At 48.9% G+C, this 24,086-nt stretch carries 19 protein-coding genes; 11 read left to right on the top strand and 8 right to left on the bottom strand.

Annotated features, from left to right (window positions below; all coding sequences use genetic code 11):
* Positions 1 to 296 precede the first annotated feature (296 nt).
* Positions 297 to 4,106, top strand: a complete 3,810-nt coding sequence (gene hrpA, locus SJI19_RS02160) for an ATP-dependent RNA helicase HrpA (RefSeq protein ID WP_416347490.1) — start codon at positions 297 to 299, stop codon at positions 4,104 to 4,106.
* Positions 4,107 to 4,122: 16 nt separating this feature from the next.
* Here the strand turns inward: hrpA and SJI19_RS02155 are convergent, their stop codons facing one another.
* The 4 genes from SJI19_RS02155 to rstA all read right to left on the bottom strand — a co-directional run bounded on the left by SJI19_RS02155 (position 4,123) and on the right by rstA (position 7,967).
* Positions 4,123 to 4,965, bottom strand: a complete 843-nt coding sequence (locus SJI19_RS02155) for a serine protease (RefSeq protein WP_323476626.1) — start codon at positions 4,963 to 4,965, stop codon at positions 4,123 to 4,125.
* A 397-nt stretch (positions 4,966 to 5,362) separates the two neighbouring features.
* Positions 5,363 to 5,713: an acid resistance repetitive basic protein Asr gene (asr, locus tag SJI19_RS02150; protein ID WP_323476625.1), complete on the bottom strand. Its 351-nt coding sequence runs from the start codon at positions 5,711 to 5,713 to the stop codon at positions 5,363 to 5,365.
* 218 nt (positions 5,714 to 5,931) lie between these two features.
* A complete protein-coding gene (gene rstB / locus SJI19_RS02145) occupies positions 5,932 to 7,245 on the bottom strand; it encodes a two-component system sensor histidine kinase RstB (protein WP_323476624.1) in 1,314 nt (437 codons plus the stop codon).
* A complete protein-coding gene (rstA, locus tag SJI19_RS02140) occupies positions 7,242 to 7,967 on the bottom strand; it encodes a two-component system response regulator RstA (protein WP_323476623.1) in 726 nt (241 codons plus the stop codon). The genes rstB and rstA overlap by 4 nt, the downstream gene beginning before the upstream one ends.
* 304 nt (positions 7,968 to 8,271) lie before the next feature.
* On the opposite strand from rstA, the gene SJI19_RS02135 reads away from it, so the two are divergent.
* On the top strand, positions 8,272 to 8,688 hold the full coding sequence (locus tag SJI19_RS02135) for a hypothetical protein (protein ID WP_323476622.1): 417 nt from the start codon (positions 8,272 to 8,274) through the stop codon (positions 8,686 to 8,688).
* A gap of 192 nt (positions 8,689 to 8,880) precedes the next feature.
* Here SJI19_RS02135 and ydgH read toward each other — a convergent pair whose 3' ends face one another.
* Positions 8,881 to 9,834: a DUF1471 family protein YdgH gene (gene ydgH / locus SJI19_RS02130; protein WP_323476621.1), complete on the bottom strand. Its 954-nt coding sequence runs from the start codon at positions 9,832 to 9,834 to the stop codon at positions 8,881 to 8,883.
* Between the two features lie 329 nt (positions 9,835 to 10,163).
* Here ydgH and pntA point away from each other — a divergent pair, with 329 nt between their 5' ends.
* Complete coding sequence (gene pntA / locus SJI19_RS02125; RefSeq protein ID WP_323476620.1) at positions 10,164 to 11,690, top strand: Re/Si-specific NAD(P)(+) transhydrogenase subunit alpha; 1,527 nt, start codon at positions 10,164 to 10,166, stop codon at positions 11,688 to 11,690.
* Positions 11,691 to 11,701: 11 nt separating this feature from the next.
* Entirely contained in the window at positions 11,702 to 13,090 is a 1,389-nt protein-coding gene (gene pntB / locus SJI19_RS02120) for a Re/Si-specific NAD(P)(+) transhydrogenase subunit beta (protein ID WP_323476619.1), read from the top strand.
* Positions 13,091 to 13,139: 49 nt separating this feature from the next.
* Here pntB and uspE read toward each other — a convergent pair whose 3' ends face one another.
* Both uspE and fnr read right to left on the bottom strand, forming a co-directional pair.
* Positions 13,140 to 14,093 (bottom strand): universal stress protein UspE, encoded by a 954-nt coding sequence (gene uspE, locus SJI19_RS02115; RefSeq protein WP_323476618.1) that lies wholly within the window; start codon positions 14,091 to 14,093, stop codon positions 13,140 to 13,142.
* A 206-nt stretch (positions 14,094 to 14,299) separates the two neighbouring features.
* A complete protein-coding gene (gene fnr / locus SJI19_RS02110; RefSeq protein WP_323476819.1) occupies positions 14,300 to 15,052 on the bottom strand; it encodes a fumarate/nitrate reduction transcriptional regulator Fnr in 753 nt (250 codons plus the stop codon).
* Between the two features lie 205 nt (positions 15,053 to 15,257).
* On the opposite strand from fnr, the gene SJI19_RS02105 reads away from it, so the two are divergent.
* The 3 genes from SJI19_RS02105 to SJI19_RS02095 all read left to right on the top strand — a co-directional run bounded on the left by SJI19_RS02105 (position 15,258) and on the right by SJI19_RS02095 (position 20,519).
* Complete coding sequence (locus SJI19_RS02105; RefSeq protein WP_323476617.1) at positions 15,258 to 16,166, top strand: L-lactate dehydrogenase; 909 nt, start codon at positions 15,258 to 15,260, stop codon at positions 16,164 to 16,166.
* A 152-nt stretch (positions 16,167 to 16,318) separates the two neighbouring features.
* Positions 16,319 to 16,885 (top strand): DNA endonuclease SmrA, encoded by a 567-nt coding sequence (gene smrA / locus SJI19_RS02100; protein ID WP_323476616.1) that lies wholly within the window; start codon positions 16,319 to 16,321, stop codon positions 16,883 to 16,885.
* A 382-nt stretch (positions 16,886 to 17,267) separates the two neighbouring features.
* Positions 17,268 to 20,519: a hypothetical protein gene (locus tag SJI19_RS02095; RefSeq protein WP_323476615.1), complete on the top strand. Its 3,252-nt coding sequence runs from the start codon at positions 17,268 to 17,270 to the stop codon at positions 20,517 to 20,519.
* A gap of 110 nt (positions 20,520 to 20,629) precedes the next feature.
* Here SJI19_RS02095 and SJI19_RS02090 read toward each other — a convergent pair whose 3' ends face one another.
* A complete protein-coding gene (locus SJI19_RS02090; protein WP_323476614.1) occupies positions 20,630 to 20,950 on the bottom strand; it encodes a DUF1471 domain-containing protein in 321 nt (106 codons plus the stop codon).
* Between the two features lie 240 nt (positions 20,951 to 21,190).
* Here SJI19_RS02090 and SJI19_RS02085 point away from each other — a divergent pair, with 240 nt between their 5' ends.
* The 4 genes from SJI19_RS02085 to SJI19_RS02070 all read left to right on the top strand — a co-directional run bounded on the left by SJI19_RS02085 (position 21,191) and on the right by SJI19_RS02070 (position 24,082).
* The gene (locus SJI19_RS02085; RefSeq protein WP_323476613.1) at positions 21,191 to 21,352 is read left to right on the top strand and encodes a hypothetical protein; all 162 of its coding nucleotides are present in this window, start codon (positions 21,191 to 21,193) and stop codon (positions 21,350 to 21,352) included.
* 91 nt (positions 21,353 to 21,443) lie between these two features.
* Entirely contained in the window at positions 21,444 to 22,106 is a 663-nt protein-coding gene (locus SJI19_RS02080; protein ID WP_323476612.1) for a response regulator, read from the top strand.
* A complete protein-coding gene (locus SJI19_RS02075; protein ID WP_323476611.1) occupies positions 22,103 to 23,452 on the top strand; it encodes an ATP-binding protein in 1,350 nt (449 codons plus the stop codon). The genes SJI19_RS02080 and SJI19_RS02075 overlap by 4 nt, the downstream gene beginning before the upstream one ends.
* Positions 23,453 to 23,527: 75 nt before the next feature.
* Complete coding sequence (locus SJI19_RS02070; RefSeq protein WP_323476610.1) at positions 23,528 to 24,082, top strand: methyltransferase; 555 nt, start codon at positions 23,528 to 23,530, stop codon at positions 24,080 to 24,082.
* Positions 24,083 to 24,086: the final 4 nt, after the last annotated feature.

Below are 24,086 nucleotides of genomic sequence, written 5' to 3'. Positions count from 1 at the left end.
TCATTCTAGGTCATTGACCCTCAGTCGATAGCCATCACTCTAAGGGATTAACCCCAGACAGGGATAGCGTAATAATTCGAGCTGTTTGTTCGAAAATATTGAACGATCGCAAAGCGGGTCAAGTTGACGCTTGGGATATGATAAACTGTCATTAACGGTTAACACGCTTCGGGGTCGGCACGGTACGCCATGTACGGCCGGATGAAAGGAAAGTTATTGTGAAGTCTTCTTTGGCGGCACTGTCCGCTTCGCTCGAGTCGGTGATGCTGCGCGATAAAACAGTTTTACGGCGTCGGTTGCAGGGGGCGCAGAAAGTCGCGCAGCTTGATGCGCAATCTGCCGTTGTGGATCATATTGCCGCTGATATTCAGGCTTCAGCCCAGCGCGCGGCAAATCGGCGCGCAGCTTGCCCGGCGATAACCTACCCGGAAAATTTGCCCATCAGCCAGAAGCGGGGTGACATTTTTGCGGCGATCCGCGACCACCAGGTGGTGATTGTCGCCGGCGAAACCGGTTCGGGCAAAACCACTCAAATACCCAAAATTTGTCTGGAGCTGGGCCGCGGCATTACCGGCCTGATTGGCCACACCCAACCCCGACGCCTGGCAGCCCGCAGTGTGGCCGATCGCATCGCGCAGGAATTGTCGACCCCGCTGGGCGCAGCGGTAGGTTACAAGGTCCGTTTTAACGACCACATCAGCGAAAATACGCTGGTGAAGCTGATGACCGACGGTATCCTGCTGGCGGAAATCCAGCAGGATCGGCAGCTGTTGCAATATGATACGCTGATCATCGATGAGGCCCATGAACGCAGCCTTAACATCGACTTTATTCTCGGTTATCTGCGACAATTATTACCCAAACGCCCGGATTTAAAGGTGATAATCACCTCCGCGACCATCGACCCCCAGCGCTTTTCGCGCCACTTTAACCAGGCCCCGATCATTGAAGTCTCCGGGCGCGCTTATCCGGTGGAGGTGCGTTATCGGCCCATGGTGGAGATCGAGGATGAAAATGAACGCGATCAATCCCAGGCCATCTTCGATGCCGTAGAGGAACTTAGCCACGAGGGGCCAGGGGACATTCTGATCTTCATGAGCGGCGAGCGTGAAATCCGCGATACCGCGGATGGGCTGAACAAACTTGATCTGCCGCATACCGAGGTGCTGCCACTCTACGCCCGGCTGTCCAACAGTGAGCAAAACCGCGTATTTCAATCCCATAGCGGCCGGCGTATTGTCCTGGCGACCAATGTCGCCGAAACCTCGTTGACCGTACCGGGCATCAAATATGTTATTGACCCCGGCACCGCCCGCATCAGCCGCTACAGCTTTCGCACCAAAGTGCAGCGCTTGCCCATTGAGCCGATTTCTCAAGCCTCGGCCAATCAGCGTAAGGGGCGCTGCGGTCGTGTATCGGATGGTATCTGCATCCGGCTTTATTCCGAGGAGGACTTTCTCTCCCGGCCGGAATTTACCGACCCAGAAATTCTGCGAACTCACCTGGCGTCGGTCATTCTGCAGATGACGGCGCTGGGACTTGGTGATATTGCCGCGTTTCCGTTTGTAGAAGCGCCGGATAAGCGTCATATCCAGGATGGGGTCAGGCTGCTTGAGGAGTTGGGTGCCTTAGCGGATGATTCCACCCATGGCTACCGGCTCAGCCCGTTAGGCCGGCAATTGGCGCAATTGCCGCTGGATCCGCGCCTGGCCAGAATGGTGCTGGAGGCCCGTAATAACGGCTGCGTACGTGAAGTGATGGTGATTGCTGCCGCGCTGTCTATTCAGGATCCGCGGGAACGACCGTTGGATAAGAAACAGGCCTCAGATGAAAAACATCGCCGTTTTGCCGATAAAGAATCTGATTTTGTCGCTTTTGTAAACTTGTGGGACTATCTCCAGGAACAGCAAAAAATCTTATCCTCAAGCCAGTTTCGCCGCCAGTGTCGTACTGATTTTCTCAGTTATCTGCGGGTGCGGGAGTGGCAGGATGTGTATACCCAGTTGCGCCAAACGGTTAAAACGCTGGGGCTGCCGGTAAATACCTTACCGGCGGAGTATCAAAGCCTGCATTGTGCCTTGCTGTCTGGGTTATTGTCCCATCTTGGGCAAAAAGATGTCGAAAAACAGGAATATACCGGCGCACGCAACGCAAAGTTCTCAATCTATCCCGGCTCTGGGCTGTTTAAAAAACCGCCAAAATGGGCCATGGTGGCCGAACTGGTGGAGACGACACGGCTATGGGGACGTATTGCCGCGCGTATCGATCCGGAATGGATTGAACCGCTGGCGCAGCATTTGGTTAAACATAGCTACAGTGAGCCACACTGGGAAAAAGCCGCCGGCTCGGTGATTGCGCTGGAAAAAGTCACTTTGCTCGGCCTGCCGATCGTCAATGCCCGCAAAGTAAACTATGGCCAAATCGATCCGCAACTGTGCCGAGAGTTGTTTATTCGCCATGCGTTGGTTGAGGGCGATTGGCTAACGCGTCACCCCTTTTTCCATGCCAATCGCCGTTTATTAGTCGAAGTGGAGGAACTGGAACACAAATCGCGGCGCCGCGATATTTTGGTGGATGACGAAACGCTGTTTGCGTTTTACGACCAGCGCATCGGCCAGGAGGTGGTGTCGGCGCAGCATTTCGATACCTGGTGGCGGCAGGCGTCCAAGCAGGATCCGGAACAGCTGAATTTTGAAAAAAATATGCTGATTAAAGAGGGCGCCGATAGCATCAGCGCACTGGATTACCCCAATGTTTGGCAACAGGACAATATTAAACTACGGCTCAGTTATCAATTTGAGCCCGGTGCCGATGCTGACGGGGTGACGGTACACATTCCGCTACCGGTGTTAAACCAGGTCAATACCGCCGGTTTTGATTGGCAGATACCCGGGGTACGGCGGGAACTGATTATTGCGCTGATCAAAGCCCTACCAAAACCGTTACGCCGTAACTTTGTACCGGCACCAGATTATGCCCAAGCATTTCTTGGCCGAGCCAATCCCGCCGACGGTGCGCTGCTGGATGTGATGGAACGTGAGTTGCGCCGCATGAGTGGTGTTACCATTGACCGAGAGGCCTGGCAGTGGGAGCAGGTTCCCGATCATCTTAAAATGACGTTTCGGGTGATCGACGATAAACGCCGGACACTGGGTGAAAGCAAGGACCTTGATGGTTTAAAACGACAGTTGAAAGACAGCATTCAGCAAACGTTATCCGCAGTGGCGGATGATGGCTTGGAACAGCAGGATCTGCATATCTGGAGCTTTGGTAACCTACCTGAACGCTATGAACAGAAAAAAGGTGGTTACTCGCTAAAAGCCTATCCGGCGTTAGTCGATGAGAAACAAAGCGTGGCGATCCGTTTGTTTGAAACCGAACATGACCAACAACGGGCTATGTGGCTCGGCATCCGCCGCCTGTTATTGCTTAATATTCCTTCACCGATCAAATATCTGCATGAGAAGTTACCCAATAAAGCCAAGTTGGGCCTGTATTTTAATCCATTTGGCAAAGTACTGGATTTGATTGATGACTGCATCGCCTGTGGTGTCGATAAGCTTATGGAACAACAGGGCGGTTTAGTCTGGCAAGAGGCGCAATATGCTGCGCTGCAAGAGCATGTCCGCGCCAATCTTAATGTCACTGTGGTCGATATTGCCGTCCAGGTGGAGCAAATTTTGACGGCGGTTTTTACCATCAACAAACGACTTAAAGGCAGTGTGGATATCGGCTTGGCACTGGCATTGTCGGATATCAAGCAACAAATGAGCGGCCTGGTCTATCGTGGATTCGTGAGCGGCAATGGCTGGAAACGTCTGCCCGATACATTGCGCTATCTGCGGGCTATTGAACGCCGGTTAGAAAAGTTGGCTAACGATGTCCACCGCGATCGCGCTCAGATGTTGAAGGTAGAACAGGCGCGGCAGGCTTGGCGCCAGTGGTTGGATAAACTGCCGCCGTTACGGCGTGATGATGACGATGTCAGCGCGATCCGCTGGATGATTGAGGAGCTACGGGTAAGCTATTTTGCTCAGCAACTGGGTACACCCTTTCCCATCTCGGAAAAACGTATCCTGCAGGCGATGGATCAAATTCAACCCTGATAGCCCATGGGCAACATTACTTTGCCGGTGTGCCAGTCGTGGTCCCGGCATGATGTTTTGCTTTGCCGGCAAGCATCAACAATGCATTTTGTATAGCGGTGACCGCCAACGCACGGTTATCGGCCCGATAGCGATCCTTGGGTAAGGGGGCTGAGCTTTGAATGGCAATTAAACGCCAACCGGTGCGGGTATAGAGCATAAGCGGAGATCCGCTATCACCGGGCAGTGTATCGCAGCGATGAGAAAGCACTTCAGATTGCGCCCACCCGGTCACCAGACAATTTTGGTGACGATAAAGCGTATCTAAATGGTCTTCGGGATAACCTGCCTGGGTGACCTCATGTCTGGCCTGCTTCAATTGCAGTGTCAACTCTTGGTGATCACCTTGCCATAAGGGGAGCGGTTTTATGTGTTTAAAGACAGTTGTCAAATAGATCAAAGCAAAGTCGTTGGCGGCGGCTTGTGGCGGAACAATCCATCCATCACCCGACGGCTTAAGCTGTTGTCCTAACGTCTTATCCACTAGCGTTTCTATCGCGCTGGTCTGGTAACGCCAAACTTGGTTTTCAGCGACAAACCGCAACATGATTGCTTTATCAATCGTGCCGCCCGGTGCCAAAACACAATGGCCGGCGGTTAACGCCAGATGGGGGGCAATGAGGGTGGCAGTGCATAAATTACCGCTGGCGGTTTCTACCTGACCGATGGCTTGCCATGGCCATTCATTGGGCGAGGTTATCGCCTGACGGCGATCATGGCCAAAAAATAGGGTCTTCTGCTCTTTACTTAAGGTAGCCGAAGCCGTGTTGTTGATGCCCAGGGATACCAGACACAGCAGCAAAAGCGGGACAGTTCGCATAAACCAGCTTGCCTTATGAATAAGAACAGAGATCATACATGAAAAACAGTAGCTTACTTAATATAGTTTATAATGCGTGATGTGAGGATAAAATTTATTGTGTTTCAGTACGCTAAGCGCTTAGGTAAAACATCTGATGCGACTACGGTAACCAATAAGACGGGGCTAAATAAAAAAAAAGGCGCAAACCACGGCGCAAAGAATCAGACTACCCAAGATGATTTCATATAAATAGCGGCGCAGCATAGACGTAACCTTAAGAAACCGACACCCGGAAAACCGGGTGTCGGATAGTCAATAATAATGCGCTAGAATTACAATTTCATCAGCTCTGACAGTCACATATTACGTGCGGGCCCTGTCAAGGTAGCATTAACCCGTTCAGGTTTGGCGCGTATTATGCTGCCGGAGTTGCAGTCGCTGCGGCAGGAGCGGCTTTATGGGCTTTTTTCACGTGTTTTACGTGTTTTTTAGCAGCTTGTGCAGTTTGAGCGGCAGGAGCGGCTTTCTTATGGGCTTTTTTCACGTGTTTTTTAGCGGCCTGGGCAGTTTGCGCAGGAGCGGCTTTATGGGCTTTTTTCACGTGTTTCTTGTGATGAACAGCCTTAGCCGGAGTTTTGGTGGTAGTCGTGGTGGTTGCAGTAGTTGCTGGAGCAGCAGCTGGTGCAGTAGAGGTGGTATCAGCAGCAAAAGCAGCGCTGGACAATCCCATGGTGGCAGCAATAACCAGTGCGAGTACTTTATTCATTGTCAAATCCTCAGAATTGCGGTTTCTATTTTCAACCCCAGTACGGGGCCGGTAGACATACAATAGGGATTTAATCGTTCACTGTCCGTGAGTGTTTGGTTTCGGCGTGTAACCGAATGTACTAGATGATATCAGTTACTTTAGTTACAACATACACTGGTTCAGATTATCGACAACATCGGCATTAGTGCAGACTGGTAAGTATACTGCTATTAAGGTCAAAAAGGGCTTTTAATATCCAGCGGATCGCGTGAGCCGCTGTTGAGTGGCCAACGGTACAGCAAACGTGCTCCGCCCAAGGAACTGGTCTCAGCGATCACCTGGCCTTCATGGGCCTGGGCAATGGAGCTCACTATCGCCAGCCCCAGACCGCAGCCGCCGGTGCTGCGGTCCCGGCTGGGGTCAAGACGAACAAAGGGTTCAAACACCCGTTGACGCTCGTTTTTCGGAATTCCAGGACCGTCATCATCGACCTGAATGAAACCGTAGTGGTTGTCCAATCCCAGACTTACGCTAATTTTATGCTGGCTGTATCTCAACGCGTTATTAACCAGGTTATCTAAAACCCGCTCCATGAGACGGGAGTCGATTTGGCCGAAATCACCGGCATCAGGTATCTTCTGTTCAATAATCCGGTCGGCGTGTACCAATCGAATGTCGTCCAGTTTTTCTCGCAACCAGTGGGGCAGGTCCATCGGGGCCAAATTCAGTGTCACCTGTGGCCGATCCAACCGGGCAAAGGTAAGCAGTTCGTCAATAAGGCCTTCTAGTTGACTCACATCATGATTTAGCCGCTCTTGCTCCTCATCGGATAAACCCTCGCTCATCGCCAGACGATAACGCAACCGGACCAAAGGCGTACGCAGCTCATGGGCAATATTATCAATCAGCTGTTTTTTACTGGCGATCAGGGTATTGACGTTATCGGCCATCTGATTAAAGGCCACACCAAGGCGGAACAGACTTGATGAATTATCAAAATGGATGCGTTCTTTCAGGAAACCGGCACCAAGGCGCTGGGCTGCGGTTTCCAGTCTTAACATGTCCTGCCAGTGTGGGCGCATCCAAATAAACACCGGAAACGCCAGGGACAACCCGATAAAAACCAGCAATGCCAAATCCAGCAGCCTCATTTCGTGTATAAAAAATAAATAAGGGATTGGGCCCACTGCCAGGACATAATTACTGCGGGGTATGCGCTGGATAAACGTATATTCATTATCCAGCGCGACGATCTCACCCTGGCGCAGACGGCTGCTGTCGTGGGGGTTAAGATTGTATTTTTTCAGTGATTCAATTTGCAGTCTGAACGAGAGATTAAGATCCAACTTATTGATGGTTTTATTCCAATCCCGTGGGGGAATGGTTCTCAATTCATTACGCATTAAGTACAACGAGCTTTTCATCAAATCATCCATCGATTTTCTGCCGGCTCGCTCAGCGGTCACCTTGTAAACCAGACCGACCAACAGAGTCATCACCAGGAAACACACAAATAGCAGCAGATAAAATTGAATGAACAGCTTTCTCATGAACTCGTCTTCTCCCAAGCATTGGGTGCAAAGAGATAACCTTTATTACGCACGGTTTTTATTCGAAACGGTTCTAGTGCGTTATCATGCAGTTTTTTACGTAAGCGTGAAATGGCCACATCTATGCTACGGTCCAGCCCATCATAGCTAACGCCACGCAGGTTTTTCAGTAAAGCTTCCCGATCCATAATGTGCCCAGCATGGGTTGACAGCTCCCATAACAGCTCAAAATCGGCAGTGGATAATAAAATCGTTTCCGTACCCAAGATCACTTCACGATTATTCAGATCGATACACAACTGCCCAAAGTGAAGTACTCCTGCATTGGACGCCACCCCGAGTGGTGTATCACGTGCCACAGTTGGGTTCTGGCGCAAATGCAAACGCACGCGGGCTAACAGTACCGCCGGTGGCGTCGTTTTCAGGATATAGTCGTTTGCGCCCATCTCCAGTGCCAAGATATGATTCATATCGCTGTCCAAGGACGTAAGCAGGACAATCGGGCCCTCATAAACTGGACGCAGATCGCGGCAAATAGTCATACCATCTTTGCCTGGCAACAAAATATCCAACAGCACCAAATCAGGTTTCTCGCGGGTAATAACCTCCTGGGCTAAATCCCCCCGGGTTTCGATAATCACCTCGAAATCATGTTTACCCAACCAGGCCGCAATCAAATTTCCGACTTCAATATCATCTTCAACAAAAACAATCTTATTCATTGAGCATAGTATCTGTGTAAAGTAATGAGATTTATCGGCAACGAGCATACCGCCTAGTAGAGGGTTACGCTATCGGATAAGTATCATCTTTCACGTTGCAGGTGTGTTGGCCGCACTCTTTCACCCGAACCCCTTTTTTTGTAAGCTCATCGGGTTGTTTCGTTTGCCGTCATTTTGGTGTTTTATTGCGCTATATACCATTAGTCAATTATGTATATTGATATGCTATAGTTACTATTGATAGGGTTTTACCCCCATCTTTAGGATGGATAATCTGCAACGGGTCAACAGGGGGACAAGCAGCATGACCAAACATCTGCTTGCGGCTGCCGGTCAAGAAGATCGGCTTTGCTTTGATTACACGCATTATTTATCGGCAAGCTGCAAAAAACGCTGGAGTTTTCTTGATGCTATTTATGGCGTAATGCCGTTTTTTGGTATTGTGATCAAAACACCGGCCGCCGGTAGCCAAACGCACCAAGAACAGCTCAAAGCATTGGCGTTACAAGTCTTATCCACCCAGGTTAATGATGAAACCAATATCATTCGTTTGATTGCCCTGGCACATCAGCAGGGGATAAAGCAGTTTGATATTCAGCTTCCTTATGCGTTGGATGCCAAACAGCTTAATGCCATCGAGCAGGAATTTGGCGCCCATCTGTGTTTAAGCCAACGGGGTGAATGCTTAAGCGTATCGCAAGCGTCACAATCGCAAAACTAACGGTTTTTTCTGCCGATTTACTCCACGGATGATGGCGTAAAGGGCCAAAACGTCAGTTTGCCTTTTCAAACGACAAAAAAAGGGCAAGTCTCCTCGCCCGTTGTGACCTCTTTTTTACTGGACGACTAAAGGACAAGTTTCCTCGCCCATTGTGTTGTCTTTTTTGCTGGACTACTCGGTTTTTTTTAGTCGCTATTTATAAAGATCCGCGCTGATCGTCAGATTGCCACCGCTTTGGTTCTGTTCCCATTGACGGGTAATATGGTAATATTTTGCCCCTTTTTTGGCACCTAAGCGGGCAACTTCCTGAGATATATCTGTGGAGCTATTATAATGGCCGGTAAAGGTCACCGAATCAAAAGGCACCATTTGCGCTGCAGTGATTTTATTCACTTCTTGCACTTGTGTACCGTCGGGTAAGGTTACGGTGTAACGCTTGCCGGTGGATGATTGTGTTTCGAAGAACCGACCTACATCACGACTTGGCGAAGCAGAAGAAGCGACCCCGGGGATCTCAACCTTGGCGGCGGCGGCACCACCTGCGGCCAGCGCGGCTCTACCTGCTTCGGAATCAGCAGGAATGGCGTCGGGGCTCTGTACTACACGTTTTGCTGCGTCGGCTTTATAAACAAACGCCGTGATATATTGGTTTCCGCCCTCGTTGGCATCCACTTGGCGCACGATTGAGAAGGACGCAGCCCCTTTGGCCTGTGCTGCCTTGGAAATGGCATCGTTGATATCAGGTTGGCTATGGAAGAACCCTTTAACGGTGACCGTATCAAAAGGTTCCAGCGCGTTGGCTTCTTTGCTGGGTAATTCTTTGATGCCATTGAAGAACCGGTACTTGACCTCTTGTGATGCAGCGGGGGCGTCCTTATGGTAGATATCTGCAGTTACCCGCCAGTTGCCACTGTTGTTTGCGTCGTTGATGCCCTGAATATAGAAGGCATAAGCCCCTAAGGCGTCTGCCCGTTGAGAAATGGCATCGGCCGCGTCGTTTATTGCATTGAATCTACCGGTAATGGATATCCGGTCAAAAGGCTGCAGACTGGCTGCTTTTTCTGGCGTCAGCTCAACAGCTGCCTGCACAGATAAAGCCGTCATCGTCAGTAATGCCGTTACCAATAGTGTGTTCTTCAGCTTCATAAAAAATCCTTTCGAATTACGCTTTCACGCTAAACATGCTGAACTGTTGATGTATAACAGATTAGCCGTCGATTATGGCATGTAATAATGGTGAGTGTCTCAGCAATTTATGTCACTGTGAATAAGAATTGATGGCGTCGTGTCGAATGATGTGACGTTTTGGCCGAAAATGCATTTTGGCGGCACAAAATATAGACCGGCGATTTTATTTTAAGTAGGTTATTGTGTGACTCATGTTGGGTGATCCTTGGGTCTGCCGTATGACACATTTGACACTTGGGTCAGGATGACGATTGTTTTTCAAAAGAACTGATTAAAAAGGGAATGCTATGCGTATTGGTGTACCAAAAGAACGCTTGGCCAATGAGGCCCGCGTTGCCGCAACCCCAAAAACGGTCGAGCAGTTGCTTAAACTTGGTTTTACTGTGGCGATTGAAAGCGGTGCAGGAAAATTGGCAAGCTTTGACGATTCGGCTTTTCTGGACGCCGGCGCGTCCATTACGGATACCGCCGATGTATGGCAATCCGATATCATTTTGAAGGTGAATGCACCGGCGGATGATGAAATTGCCTTGATTAAACCTGGCAGCACGGTAGTTAGCTTTATCTGGCCGGCGCAGAACCCGGCACTATTGGAAAAGCTGTCCGCTAATAATATTACTGTGATGGCGATGGACTCCGTACCCCGCATTTCGCGGGCGCAGTCTCTGGATGCGCTTAGCTCAATGGCGAATATTGCGGGTTATCGGGCGATAGTTGAAGCGGCTCATGAATTCGGTCGTTTCTTTACCGGGCAAATTACTGCGGCGGGCAAGGTGCCGCCAGCCAAGGTGATGATCATCGGTGCGGGTGTCGCTGGATTGGCTGCCATTGGCGCTGCCGGCAGCATGGGCGCCATCGTACGTGCCTTTGATACCCGCCCAGAAGTAAAAGAACAGGTCCAGAGCATGGGGGCTGAATTCCTCGAACTGGATTTTGAAGAGGAAGCAGGGAGCGGCGATGGTTATGCGAAGGTCATGTCCGACGCTTTTATAAAAGCAGAGATGGCGCTATTTGCTGCCCAGGCTCAGGATGTGGACATTATCGTTACCACGGCGCTGATCCCCGGCCGGCCGGCACCAACGCTTATCACTAAAGAAATGGTAGCCACCATGAAACCGGGCAGTGTGATCGTCGATCTGGCGGCGCAAACTGGCGGCAACTGTGAACTGACAGTGGCCGATACCATTACCACCACGGAAAACGGTGTGCGAATCATCGGCTACACCGATTTACCCAGCCGTTTACCCACCCAATCGTCCCAACTCTACGGCACCAACCTGGTTAATTTGCTAAAACTGCTTTGCAAAGAAAAGAATGGCGAAATCCTGGTGGACTTTGACGATACCGTGATTCGCGGTGTCACCGTGGTAAAAAACGGCGAACTCACCTGGCCAGCACCGCCTATCCAGGTTTCAGCCCAACATCAACAGGCCAAGGTGGCCCCGTTGCCCAAACCGGTTGATAAACCCACGTCACCCACGTTGAAATATGGCTTGATCGCGCTGGCCATCATCCTGTTTGGCTGGTTGGCGAATGTCGCTCCTCGCGATTTTCTGTCTCATTTTACCGTGTTTGCTTTGGCTTGTTTTGTCGGTTATTACGTCGTGTGGAACGTCAGTCATGCTCTGCATACCCCGTTGATGTCAGTTACCAACGCCATCTCGGGAATTATTGTGGTGGGTGCCTTGTTGCAGATCGGTCATGGCGGATGGGTTTCATTCCTTTCCTTTATTGCTGTGCTGATTGCAAGTATCAATATTTTCGGTGGTTTCACCGTTACCCAGCGCATGCTGAAAATGTTCCGTAAAAATTAAGGGGAAAACCCATGTCTGAAGGATTAGTCACAGCGGCGTATATCGTTGCCGCTATTTTGTTTATTTTCAGCCTAGCGGGATTGTCCAAACACGAAAGTTCCAGGCAAGGCAACCTGTATGGTGTTATCGGCATGGCCATCGCGCTTATTGCGACGATTTGCGGGCCCCATGCCGGCAATATTGGCTGGATCATTGTGGCTATGGTGATCGGCGGCAGTATAGGCGTTTATTTAGCGCGTAAGGTTGAAATGACCGAAATGCCGGAACTGGTGGCCATATTGCACAGTTTTGTGGGTCTTGCGGCGGTGTTGGTAGGTTTTAACAGCTATCTTGATCACGGCGACATTGTTAATGCAGTACTGGAAAATATCCATCTGACCGAAGTCTTTATCGGCATCTTTATCGGTGCGGTAACCTTCACTGGATCCATTGTGGCCTTTGGCAAACTACGCGGAAAAATATCGTCCAAACCGTTGATGTTGCCCTATCGCCATCATATGAATCTGGCGGCACTGGTGGTCTCGTTTTTATTGCTGGTGTTGTTTGTTAAAACTGAAAGCGTAGCATTGCAATCCATTGCGCTGCTCTTGATGACCATTATCGCCCTGGTATTTGGTTTGCATCTGGTGGCCTCCATTGGCGGTGCCGACATGCCGGTTGTGGTCTCGATGCTTAACTCCTATTCAGGATGGGCAGCGGCGGCGGCCGGGTTTATGCTCAGTAACGATCTGCTGATTGTAACCGGTGCGTTGGTAGGATCGTCAGGGGCAATCCTGTCATTTATTATGTGTAAGGCGATGAACCGGTCGTTTCTCAGTGTCATTGCCGGCGGATTTGGTACCGACGGTTCCGGTGGCGGTGAAGACACCGAAATGGGGGAATATCGTGAAACAACGGCGGAAGACGTTGCCGATTTGCTGAAGAATTCGACCTCGGTCATTATCACCCCGGGGTATGGCATGGCCGTTGCGCAGGCACAATATCCGGTGCATGACATCACGGCAAAATTGCTGGCACGTGGCATTAAAGTGCGTTTTGGTATTCACCCGGTGGCGGGGCGTTTACCAGGGCACATGAACGTACTGTTGGCTGAAGCCAAGGTACCCTATGATGTGGTGCTGGAAATGGATGAGATTAACGACGATTTCACTGACACCGATACCGTTTTGGTTATCGGTGCCAACGATACGGTTAATCCGGCAGCGCAGGAAGACCCACGTAGCCCAATTGCAGGGATGCCGGTGCTTGAGGTTTGGAAAGCGCAAAACGTCATTGTGTTTAAGCGATCGATGAATACCGGTTATGCAGGTGTGCAAAACCCGCTGTTCTTTAAAGATAATACTCAGATGCTGTTTGGCGATGCTAAAGCCAGCGTCGAGGCGATATTACGCGCCTTGTAAGTTTACATTTAAGATAAAAATCCCGGCAATGCCGGGATTTTTTTGATAATTATTCGTACTGGTCACCCGATTCGAGCGTGACTGGCGAAACATAATCATCTGGCTTGATAGCCAACAAATCGCATTTGAGATGATCGATCACCAGTTCAGTCGTATTGCCGATAAAGGCTGCGGAAAAACCGGTGCGCCCCATACTGCCCAACACCACCACCCCCGCATCCAAATATTCGGCCAAATCTGGAATGACATCCTCTGGCAAGCCCTTTTCCACATGGGTAAATTTTTCGTCTAACTGGAATTTTTGCCGCAAACTCTTCATCGCGATTAAGTGCTGGCCGCGAATGGCATCGTTATAAACGCTAGGATCGAAGTCCGGTAACTCAATAGCGATATTGATTGGTGTGACCGGATAGGCGCCAATTAAATGAACCTCAGTCTGGTTGACTTGTTTTGCCAGCTCCAATGTTTCGGTTACCAATTTAATATTGAGCGGATCGTGATAAGGTTCTTCACCAGAGAGGTTGACCGCGACCAGTGCTTTGCCGCCTTCGGGCCAAGGCTGATCTTTTACCATCCAAACCGGGCAGGGACATTTGCGTAATAGATGCCAGTCGGTGGGGGTGAAGATGACCGATTCGAAACGGTCATGCTGATGGGCCATTTTTAACACCAGATCGTGTTTATAGGTCAGGACTTCCTGGATAATGGCCTCAAAAGGCCGATTGTGCCATATCACCTTAATATCGATTGGGACACCGGTGCTAATATAATGTTGGCACTGCTCTTCAATCCAGGCGGTACGCTGATCGATCACCCCTTTACGCATCGAGGTTCGTTCATCGGGTGATAACAGCGTGGTCATTTCATAAGAAAAATCATAAATCGGCAGGAAGGCCTTAATCGCGCCCCCTAATTTATGCACAAGATAGACTGCCCGCCGTAACGCGGGTTGATCGTCCTGATCTGGATCTATTGCGACTAACAGGTTGCGATACTTTGCCATTGAAGACTCCTCATTTCTCGTACTCGATCGAGTGATAAAATAAGAGTAACTCATTGGGGCATTCATCGACAGGGTATAACCGAAGACGGATCAATTATTTAAAAAATTTTTCCGTCCAGGCAATACATCTTCGTGTTTTTAGATGGGTAACGGCGCTTTTGTCGCTGTCATTGGGCAATGGCGGGCACAGTCTGACCGCCGTGGGTTCAGCACACCTTCTGGGGCGTGCCTGCCAATTCGGCCAAAGCGTCGCCGTCCTCGATCGTAATGTATTTGCCTTTTACCGCCAGCATGCCGCTTTTCTGAAAACGGCCCAACAGCCGGCTGATGGTCTCTACTGTCAAACCCAAATAGTTGCCAATATCGCCCCGGGTCATGGTGAGCCGAAATTCTCGCGGTGAGAACCCGCGCTGAGCAAACCGCCGGGAAAGATTATAGACAAAGGCTGCCAGGCGCTCCTCGGCGTTCTTTTTCGACAGTAGCAGGATCATATCCTGATCACCCTTAATCTCACCGCTCATCAGGCGCATCATTTGCTGGCGCAGGTTAGGCATTTTACCGGACAAGTCATCGAGAGTCTCAAATGGAATTTCACAGACCATCGAGGTTTCCAGTGCTTGTGCAAAGCTTGGGTGCTGACCTGCGCCGATGGCGTCGAATCCCACGAGATCGCCCGCCAGATGGAAACCGGTGATCTGTTCGTCACCCTGTTCGGTGATGGTATAACTTTTGATGGTACCTGACCGTATGGCATAGAGGGATTTCAGTTCATCCCCAGCCTTGAACAGTGCCTGGCCTTTCTGAATCGGTTTTTTGCGCTCAATGATGTTGTCGAGCTGGTCCAGTTCATGCTCATTTAGCGTAAAGGGAATACACAATTGGCTGATACTACAATCCTGGCAGTGGATGGCACAACCGCCAGACTGGATTCGTCTGATAACACGCTTTTCCTGGATGATCATATGTCGCCACTCATGCATTACTTGATTTGGGTCAATTTTAACATCAATTGGTACCGTTGATAAAGTATCCAACGTCATGGGTGCACATTTAGCTAAAATAAGTCCCGGTAGAAAGGGAATATTGGGGTGGGTTTTGCTTTTTAAAAGGAGTAATGTAAAAAAATATTATAGCTAAATGTCTTTAAAATCAGGAGACAGGGATATGAGACGGATCGTGGGAATTATCGGTACCGGCCATGTTGGCGCCGATACGGCTTTTTCGCTGGTCACCCAAGGATTGTGCGATGAAATTGTACTTATTGACGATAATGAGGCCAAAGCGCGCAGTCAGGGATTGGAATTACGCGATATGGCATCGCTGGTAACGTCGCGCGTGCATATCCGGGTAAATGATTACTCCGCGTTGCGACAAGCACATGTGATAGTCATGGCCATCGGCCCCAAGACGTTGCTGCGTTCAGACCGCATGGAAGAACTGCTGGAAACCAGCGCCACGGTCAGGCAGGTGGTACCACGGATCATGGACAGTGGTTTTGACGGTGTCATTATCAATATCACCAACCCCTGCGATGTTATCACCATGATAATACAACAGGTCAGTGGTCTGCCTAAGGCGCGGGTATTGGGTACCGGCACGTCGCTCGATACGGCGCGTATGAAACGGGTGGTCGGTGAGTTCTTTGACGTCGATCCGAAAAGTGTTAGTGGTTATGTGATGGGCGAACATGGCGAGTCTCAATTCGTTGCCTGGAGCACGGTACGCATCGGCGAACGCCCGATAACCGAATGGGAAACCACAAAAAACCTCGATTTGGCCGCGCTAAAGGATCAGGTTCGCGGTGGCGGTGGGGACATTCTTTTAGGCAAGGGATGGACCAGTTTTGGCATTGGGACCGCGAGTGCGCGTTTGGTCGACTCGGTGTTGTGCGATGCTCGTACGGTATTTCCAGTGTCGGCTTGGGATGAGCCGCAGGGGGTTTATATCGGTCAACCAGCGGTTATTGGTGCCGCCGGGATTGTGCGCGCGCTGCCTGTTCCCCTTACTGCGCTGGAACAGCAGGCTTACGCAGCATCCGCCTCAGTGATCGGCCACGCGTTCGCATCGCTTTGACGGATAAAAGCACAGATATGAACTGGTGGTTGCCGTTGGGGCGAGCTTATAGTAAAACAAAGATCGACGTAAAATAGCACTAGCATCATCTATGTGTGAATGATCCACCCAGGGTGGGGGCGGCCCCGCCCGCGACGCGTGAGTGACAAGCAATGACCGCTAATGATGATAGGTTGTTCAAAGAGGCCATGAACGATGTCAAACCGCTGAAAGATACTGCCAATGTGGTTTTTTTACAGCAGAAACCCGGTCGGCCATCACATCGGCCACAAGAAGATACCGGCGCCGATAATTTTCTCACCACGGACTTTCTCGATGTCATACCGCTCGATACGCCGTTATCCTATAAACAAGACGGGATTCAGCAAGGCGTGCTGGATAAGTTAAGCGCTGGCCGCTATCAACCGGATGCCAGTCTGAATCTGACTCGCGCGCCGGTGGAAACCTGTCGGCAACAGTTGTTTGAATGTATGCAGAGGCTAGAGCGAACCTCCATTCGTACGGTGCTGATTATTCATGGCAAGGGTCGCCACGACCGCAGCCATGCCAATATTGTTCGCAGTTTTGTGGCCCGCTGGTTGGCACAGTTTCCTCAAGTGCAGGCTTTTTGCCTTGCCCAGCAGCACCATGGGGGTGCTGGCGCGTGTTATGTTGCATTGAAAAAATCAGAAGCGGCCCGGGTTGATAATGGGGAGCGTTTTGCTCGACGCCGACGCTAACGGTATTATAGGGGCCTGCCACGATCGTTTATTGTTACCCGTAAGCCTCAGCTTTATCCTTTCTCCATGTTGTTTAACCGACGTGTACCGCTAACGCCCCGTTAGCGGTACACGTCGGTGGTTGATTCGACACGTCATTGTTCTTGGCCAGAATACAACGTTTCGGTAGGGCGTTTTTTCGTGCAACATTTTTTGAATAAATGATTTATCAGCAACAACAAGCTTTCTTGTCGTAAGACTGAGAGCTAGAACATATTATTTTAATGGCCGAATAAAAACATATCATCGATAATTAACAGGTATTTTCCCCACAAGGAAATATCATATTTCCATGTGGGGAAAATGGAAAAAATGAATAATTTCCTTTATAAGCGGGAGGGGTATGAAGGTAATCGACAAAACGTATTCACGTTTTGAAACGGGCGTAATAAAGGGCGATGCGGCCATTTTTAATGATCAACACAAGTTCGATGTTACATCAGTAGTAGATAAGTTAACAAAAATTCATAATACCCCACAATCGTCGTCATTGCCACTGTCAAAAAATATATCTGTCCCTGACGCTTTGCATGCTCATGCCAGTATAACTTCATGTAGAGAGGGGCAATTATCATTTCCATTACGACGAACCAAGGTCATTCCATTGCCCGTTTTATCCTATCCTGAGATGATAAGCAGCAACAGCACGTTGTTCTATGTGTGTTTAAATAACGAGTATTTGCTTGATGCTGAAAATTACCTTTATTTGGGTGCATTACAGCATAATTGTGTTTTACATCAAGGTATCACCCTAGATGATGCAGGCAATCTGCTATTAATTAAAGGTAAATCAAAAGGTTTAATGAAGTATTTGTGGAAAAAATTTCGTGGCATGAAGACATTTTACTGTGCACCGATAGAATTGAAGGATAAGTATCACCTTACATTCGAAAAATTATGGGTAAACAGCCATGGGAAATTGCTCGCCAAGGTGAAAAATCTTGATCTGTATTATGATGTAGAACTCAGTACTAAAATGATAACCAAGCACTTTAGTGTTGATGATATTAATGAGTTGTCTTCAAGTATCAATATCCGTCTGCGAAAAACCATCTTGACCGCGGAACGCCCGGACAGGGTCAACATCAGGTTGGATGAACATTGCTCAGTGTCGTTGATCTTACATGAAGGTTCATTATATCTAAAAAACAACATGGGAAATATTGATAATTTTAATCATAGGGTTACGCTCAAACGTTTAACGTTGCCTTTACCCTTGGGGTGCCGAGTAGAAGCCGTGACCACGCTATTCAATGTGATTAAAGTTGTTAGCACCCTCGGCCATAAAAAACAGGTGTACTATTTTTCTCCTCGGCATATCGACATATACCGCTATAGGGTCAGACATCTGAGTCATAAACCACCGCAGGGTGTTCTTTCGGGTATGGGCGAGGATCCCCATGAAAAAGTGCATTCCGGATTGCCGTTCGACAGCGGGCGTTTGGGCAATTTCAGTAGCCGTCATATTCCGTTGGTATCCGTTCCTATAGATACGTTTCGCGAAAAAGCCAAGGTGGCGAAACAACGCCACTACGCGGGTGATAACCGCCAGGCGGTCAAGGAATTAGTAAAAGGACTCGACCCCGGATTCTACTATCTGGCACAATCGGCACGTTATGCGGTGAAGAAAAACCCGATTTCATCAATCCGGGATATTTACCGCGATTTCGACGATGAAATCGATGAAATCGGCTCAATTGCCCGTAACCCAGGCATGAGCAGGGTGTTTGACTCGGCGACCAGTTATCTAGAGGTGCGCGACCATATCGCGAATAAAATAAAATATGCTATTAATTTATTAGGCGCTAAAGATTCAATATCATTAAGTGATATGTTTGAAGCCTCTTTTTTCTTTGGTATTGCTGCTGCCGGGATCCCGTTTATGCCAGGGTGGTTTAGCGGCATTCTTTTTCGTAAACAAAAAGGTGCGGCACTGTTATGTTCAAAACTCGAAAACGGTAACATTAAGCTGGTGTATGAAAGAACCCGTGTTAAGTCTTGGATCGGGCTACTTGGAACCGGGCAGGGACTTGAGGATAATTTTAAGTTAACAACCCTGAATGGCATTGATCTTGGAACGATTTTGCCGGTTGAAATGAATATTATTCTAGTGCATAAATTGGAGTTAAACCGAAACTTTAGCTTTGATTTTGCTGTTGAACATTTGGATATATTTATTGAATGTCTATTTTTGTTGCGTGCGCGCGAGGGTGAACTCAACGTACTCGCAGAAAATATCTCTCTAAAAGTGAACAAGAAAAAAAATTCCACATTGCTTATCGAAGGGAAAAGCGAACTGCGTGCCCAGGTGGGTTTTATGGCTACCCCCTCAACGTTTGTGGTGCTGCCGCGCACGGCGTTGGGCATTGGGGGGGCACTTAACTTTTTCGAGATCAATAAACAAAAAACAGAGAACGTGACATTTCAGGATGATAAATCTTATCAGCAAATAAATACCCGAAATGAAGCCTATCTTGTCCCGTCTGGGTTTGCCTTTCGGGAAATGAAGATCATGCCGATCCCAATGACACGAGCGCCTTATTTCAGTGATGATCTTTTTTGCTTGCCAATGCCCTTGTTAGAAGAATTCAACCAAAAATTACCCACCACCAGACTACCACTTGCCAGGCATTATCGCATTGACGGCGCAACCCTGCGTTTAGACGGTAGCCCTTTGGTTTCAAATAGCGAAAGCCATACTATTGCCAGACCGAAAGTCGATTCCCAATCCAATATGATAAGCCCCGCGGGTGTGGGCATAGATGCCCACATAGGTTCTTTATTAAATAAGATACCGCAGGATATTCATCTGCTGCTTTGCACAATACGCGAGGGTTTACGTAATGCGATTAACCACGATTATGGTTATCAAGAAACCAAGTCCGGCAAAAATATCAGCACCTTCATTTTATCCAAGGGTGACTATAAAACCAACCTGTCCTTACTGGCATGCTGCCTGATCCCGGAAGTGGGCAGTGTGCAACCCAACATCAGGCTTTCCTGGCCGCGCAGAATAAAACAATCTTTGGCGTTGTGGACTAAAAACACCACATTGGGTGAGTTTTTAGCGCTAAAGGATCGGGTGTTAGTGGGTAACAATAAAATGCGTAAAGGAACCGATTATACCGCCCATCAGTTTATTCAATCGCTGGAACGTTATGCCGCCAGGAACCACAGGAACAATCTAGGTAAAAAATACAAACTGATGGCGGTGGCGACCTACAGGATCCAGACCGAGGTCTTGCGGCAGATCCAGGGGACGTTTGTGGCGGCGCTGCGTGATATGCAAACTGACATTGAGTCGAATCATGATATCTATAACCACTTGGCGGTTTTTCGGTGTTTTGCTGCGATATTTAACGTTGCCAAGCTGCAGGACAACCCTTTTTTGCAGCTTGATACTATCACGCTGATGAAAAAAAGCACCCTGACGCGACGTAGAGGAACGATTCCTTGTACTATCGTGAATATTGCTCACAAGCGAGAACTCACGCATCTTGCGCATCTTGATAGTATCAAGTTTGAATACCGCGGGAGAGAATTGTTCCCCTATCGATTAAGTTCAACATTAAACATCATGCCTGACCTTCAATAAAAGGGTAAAGCCCGCATTATGCGGGCCGGCTTTCCTTACTGATTTATCGGACCTTGTCCATGAATGACGGGGACTTCAGGCGGATGATCGGGTGGGTTACAATAATCGGATTATGAATACATTATTGCTTCGACCGTTTTATGACCTTGCTCCCCTTGTTGGCCGATGATGACGAAATATTTCCCACCTTTTTCACCGACGGCTTTTGCCAGTTGGGCATTATCCATAACAAATCCGTCTTGAGTTATGGATATATCACCTATTTTTTGGTGTTTAGCTGCATCGGAATGCGTAATTTCTTGTGCCTTCATATGATGTTGCTGTACACCAGAATTCAGCGACTGAGAGCCATTCAGGGTATTTGCGAAAGCGGTGCTACCTAAGCCGCTCAGTACCATGGCCAATACAGCAATTGGGATTAAACGTTTCATAAAAATTCTCCTAAGTTGCGCATCTGTCTGCGTAATAGAGAATCTACAGCAGCAAACTTAGTCGAGACTGAGGGAGGAAAAATAGTAGCTCGCTATTTGCAACCGGGCGTTTAAGCAGGCCTTAAGGAAATGTTTAGGGTTCGTCAGAACGCTGCTCCCTTACTTGCCGGAATGTCCACATTAAACCATTCTCGTTTTCAGCTATATAATGGGTTGAGTGCACTGCTATGGGTTTATATCATGACTAAGATAGGGGGCATGATTACCACTATCCCAAAATTACCCCATCACAGTAATTTGGTTATGGAAATATTGCTCATCTTACTGGTTGTTTTTCTTGGTGCCGGCGTGATTACTGCGGGTCTGCTGGTCTGGCAAAAACGCATCAAAAGCAATAAATAATGTCGGAAGAGCACTAGATAGCAGCGGCGCTCTTTTGTGATGAGAAACGGACTACGCATTTGTGGTTTTGCTGAATAAGGATAGATAACGTATGCGATTACTTCTGGTCGAAGATGATCCTATGGTGGGTAAAGGATTACAACAGGGTCTAAAAAAAAATGGCTACACGGTCGACTGGGTTCAAGACGGTATAGCTGCTGCCTTAGCGCTGGAGACAACCCCTTACGCACTTTTGCTGCTTGATCTTGGGCTGCCAAGGCAGGACGGAATGTCAGTGCTCAAAACGCTACGACGCCATAACGAAATACTTCCGGCTATCATCATTACCGCCCGAGATGCACTGAGTGATCGGGTCGATGGACTTAATAATGGTGCTGACGATTACATCGTGAAGCCATTCGCGCTGGAAGAACTGCTAGCGCGCATTAATGCAGTATGTCGTCGACAGTCAGGCCGGGTAAAGACTGAATTGGTGGTAGGCGCGCTAAGACTTGACCCTGTTCGTCATATGATCTGGTTTGATGATCAGCCGGTCAGTTTATCGGTCAAAGAATTTGCGATCTTACATGAACTGATGCGTGAACCTTATGCGGTGTTGTCACGCGAGCAGTTGGAGGAGCGCTTGTATGGGTGGGGGGAGGAATTGAGCAGCAATGTGATCGAAGTCCATATTTCCAATCTGCGAAAAAGACTCAGCCCGGGGGTGATCCGCACGATACGTGGCGTGGGTTATCGCATTGGTGAAGGAAAATGAAAGCCTGGATTCGCCGCCCACATCTCTGGTTCATGAAATCCCTGCGCCGTCGGTTGCTGTTATGGTTACTCCCAGCAACATTTCTTGCCGGCGTGCTGGCGAGTATTGGTACTTATTTGGGCGCCTCCAGTGAGCTGAATGACTTGCTTAATGATCAAATGCGTTACATTGCAGAACACACCAACATTTCGGGAGATACCCAGGTTGATTTCCTTAGCAAAGTAAAGCATAAGGAAAAAGTTGATGTAGACAAAGTTCTGTTGCAGGTGTGGAGTCAGGACAAAATGATTTTTTCAACTGATCCTTCACTGACACCACCTGCGCCAAAGGGCGAAGGATTGCAGAATATCGTTTTTCTCGGACAAACATGGCATACCTTTGTTGAGCGACGCGGCAACCAGGTTATTCGTGTCGCCCAGGCACAGGACGCGCGATGGGAAGCACTGGCCGGTTTGTCAATCCATCTGTTCTGGCCGGTTCTCTCATTGCTTCCATTATTAGCCCTATTTTTGTGGTTTGGTATTAGCTATGGATTGAAACCCTTGGGAAAAATCGGCGAGGAGCTGGGTCGTCGCGATGTCAACAGCCTGACGCCAATTATGCCCGAGTCATTACCGGAAGAGGTTAAGCCACTGGTATATAGAATTAATGACCTGTTACAACGACTGGACCAGGCATTTATTATGCAGAAAAATTTCATTGCCGATGCGGCTCATGAATTGCGCACACCGGCAATGGCAATTGGTATTCAGAATCAACTGGCGCAGCAAGCCGGTAATGAACAGGAACGCCAACTGGCATTGGCCGAACTTCAGTATGGTGTTGAGCGGTTTTCTCGTTTGGTACAACAGTTATTGGCCTTAGCAAGGCTTGAACCTGATGCTCTGGCGTCGTTGTGTCCAGTTGATTTGTTATCGCTGTGCCGAACCGTGATTATTGAGCACCTGCTGAGTGCTGAAATCAAAGCAATCGATCTGGGGCTGATTACGCAGGATAAAATTAGCGTCACCGGGGATCAAGAGGCATTGCATATTTTGCTCAGTAATCTGGTCAGTAATGCACTGCGCTACACGCCTCGGCATGGTCAAGTTGACCTTGCTGTTTATCGGAATGAGGGGGCGGTTGTGCTGTCCGTCTGTGATACCGGCCCCGGTATTGCGGAAAACGAACGTGCACGGGTTTTTGAGCGATTTTATCGTGCGCAAAGTCAGGACTTCGCAGGAAGTGGACTGGGATTATCCATAGTAAAACGCATTGCCGAATGTCACCGCGCAAGCGTATTACTCAGCGCCGGTGCGCGAGAGCAGGGGCTTTGTGTGCAAATACGTTTCAACATCATCGAGTAAGGTAAGCGTTAAGTAAACGTTAAGAAATCTGTAGTAGGCTTGGTATCTAACAAAATCCGACGGAAAGGAGCATGTATGTTGGCAACTGCTTTTAACCTGATGCGTTCCAAAGCCTACTTTGTTCATCAGTTTATTAAACATCCTCGCAGTATGGGCAGTTTGACTCCATCCTCGGTTACGCTGTGCAATACCATGGCGGAGGGTGCAGACTGGTCTTCTGCTCTGGCTATTGCTGAGTTGGGTGCTGGAGATGGCGTATTGACGCGAATTTTACTCTCGCGCATGTTGCCCCAGGCTGGGCTGGATGCGTTTGAAATCAGTCCATCCCTGTTGGTGAAGCTGCAGGCGATTGATGATCCCCGTTTAAAAGTCCGGCCGTGTTCCGCAGAGTATCTGGCTGGGGAATATGATGTGATTTTTTCTGGTCTACCCTTATTGTCGCTCCCGGTGAACGTCCGCCGTGCTGTTCTTGGCGCTGTTCGAGAGTCACTTGCGCCTGATGGCGTTTTTATTCAGTTTCAATATACCTCATTGACCCAGGCGGATTTGTCCCGTTGTTTCATCTGGCAACGCACTCGCGTGTTAAAAAATATGCCGCCAGCCTGGGTTTATCGTTGCATGCTTAAGTGAGTCG

The sequence above is a fragment of the Acerihabitans sp. TG2 genome (genome assembly GCF_035013185.1).
Lineage (GTDB): Bacteria > Pseudomonadota > Gammaproteobacteria > Enterobacterales > Enterobacteriaceae > Acerihabitans.
Note: the sequence above shows the minus strand (reverse complement) of the source record. Positions and strands in the feature narration are given on the sequence as shown.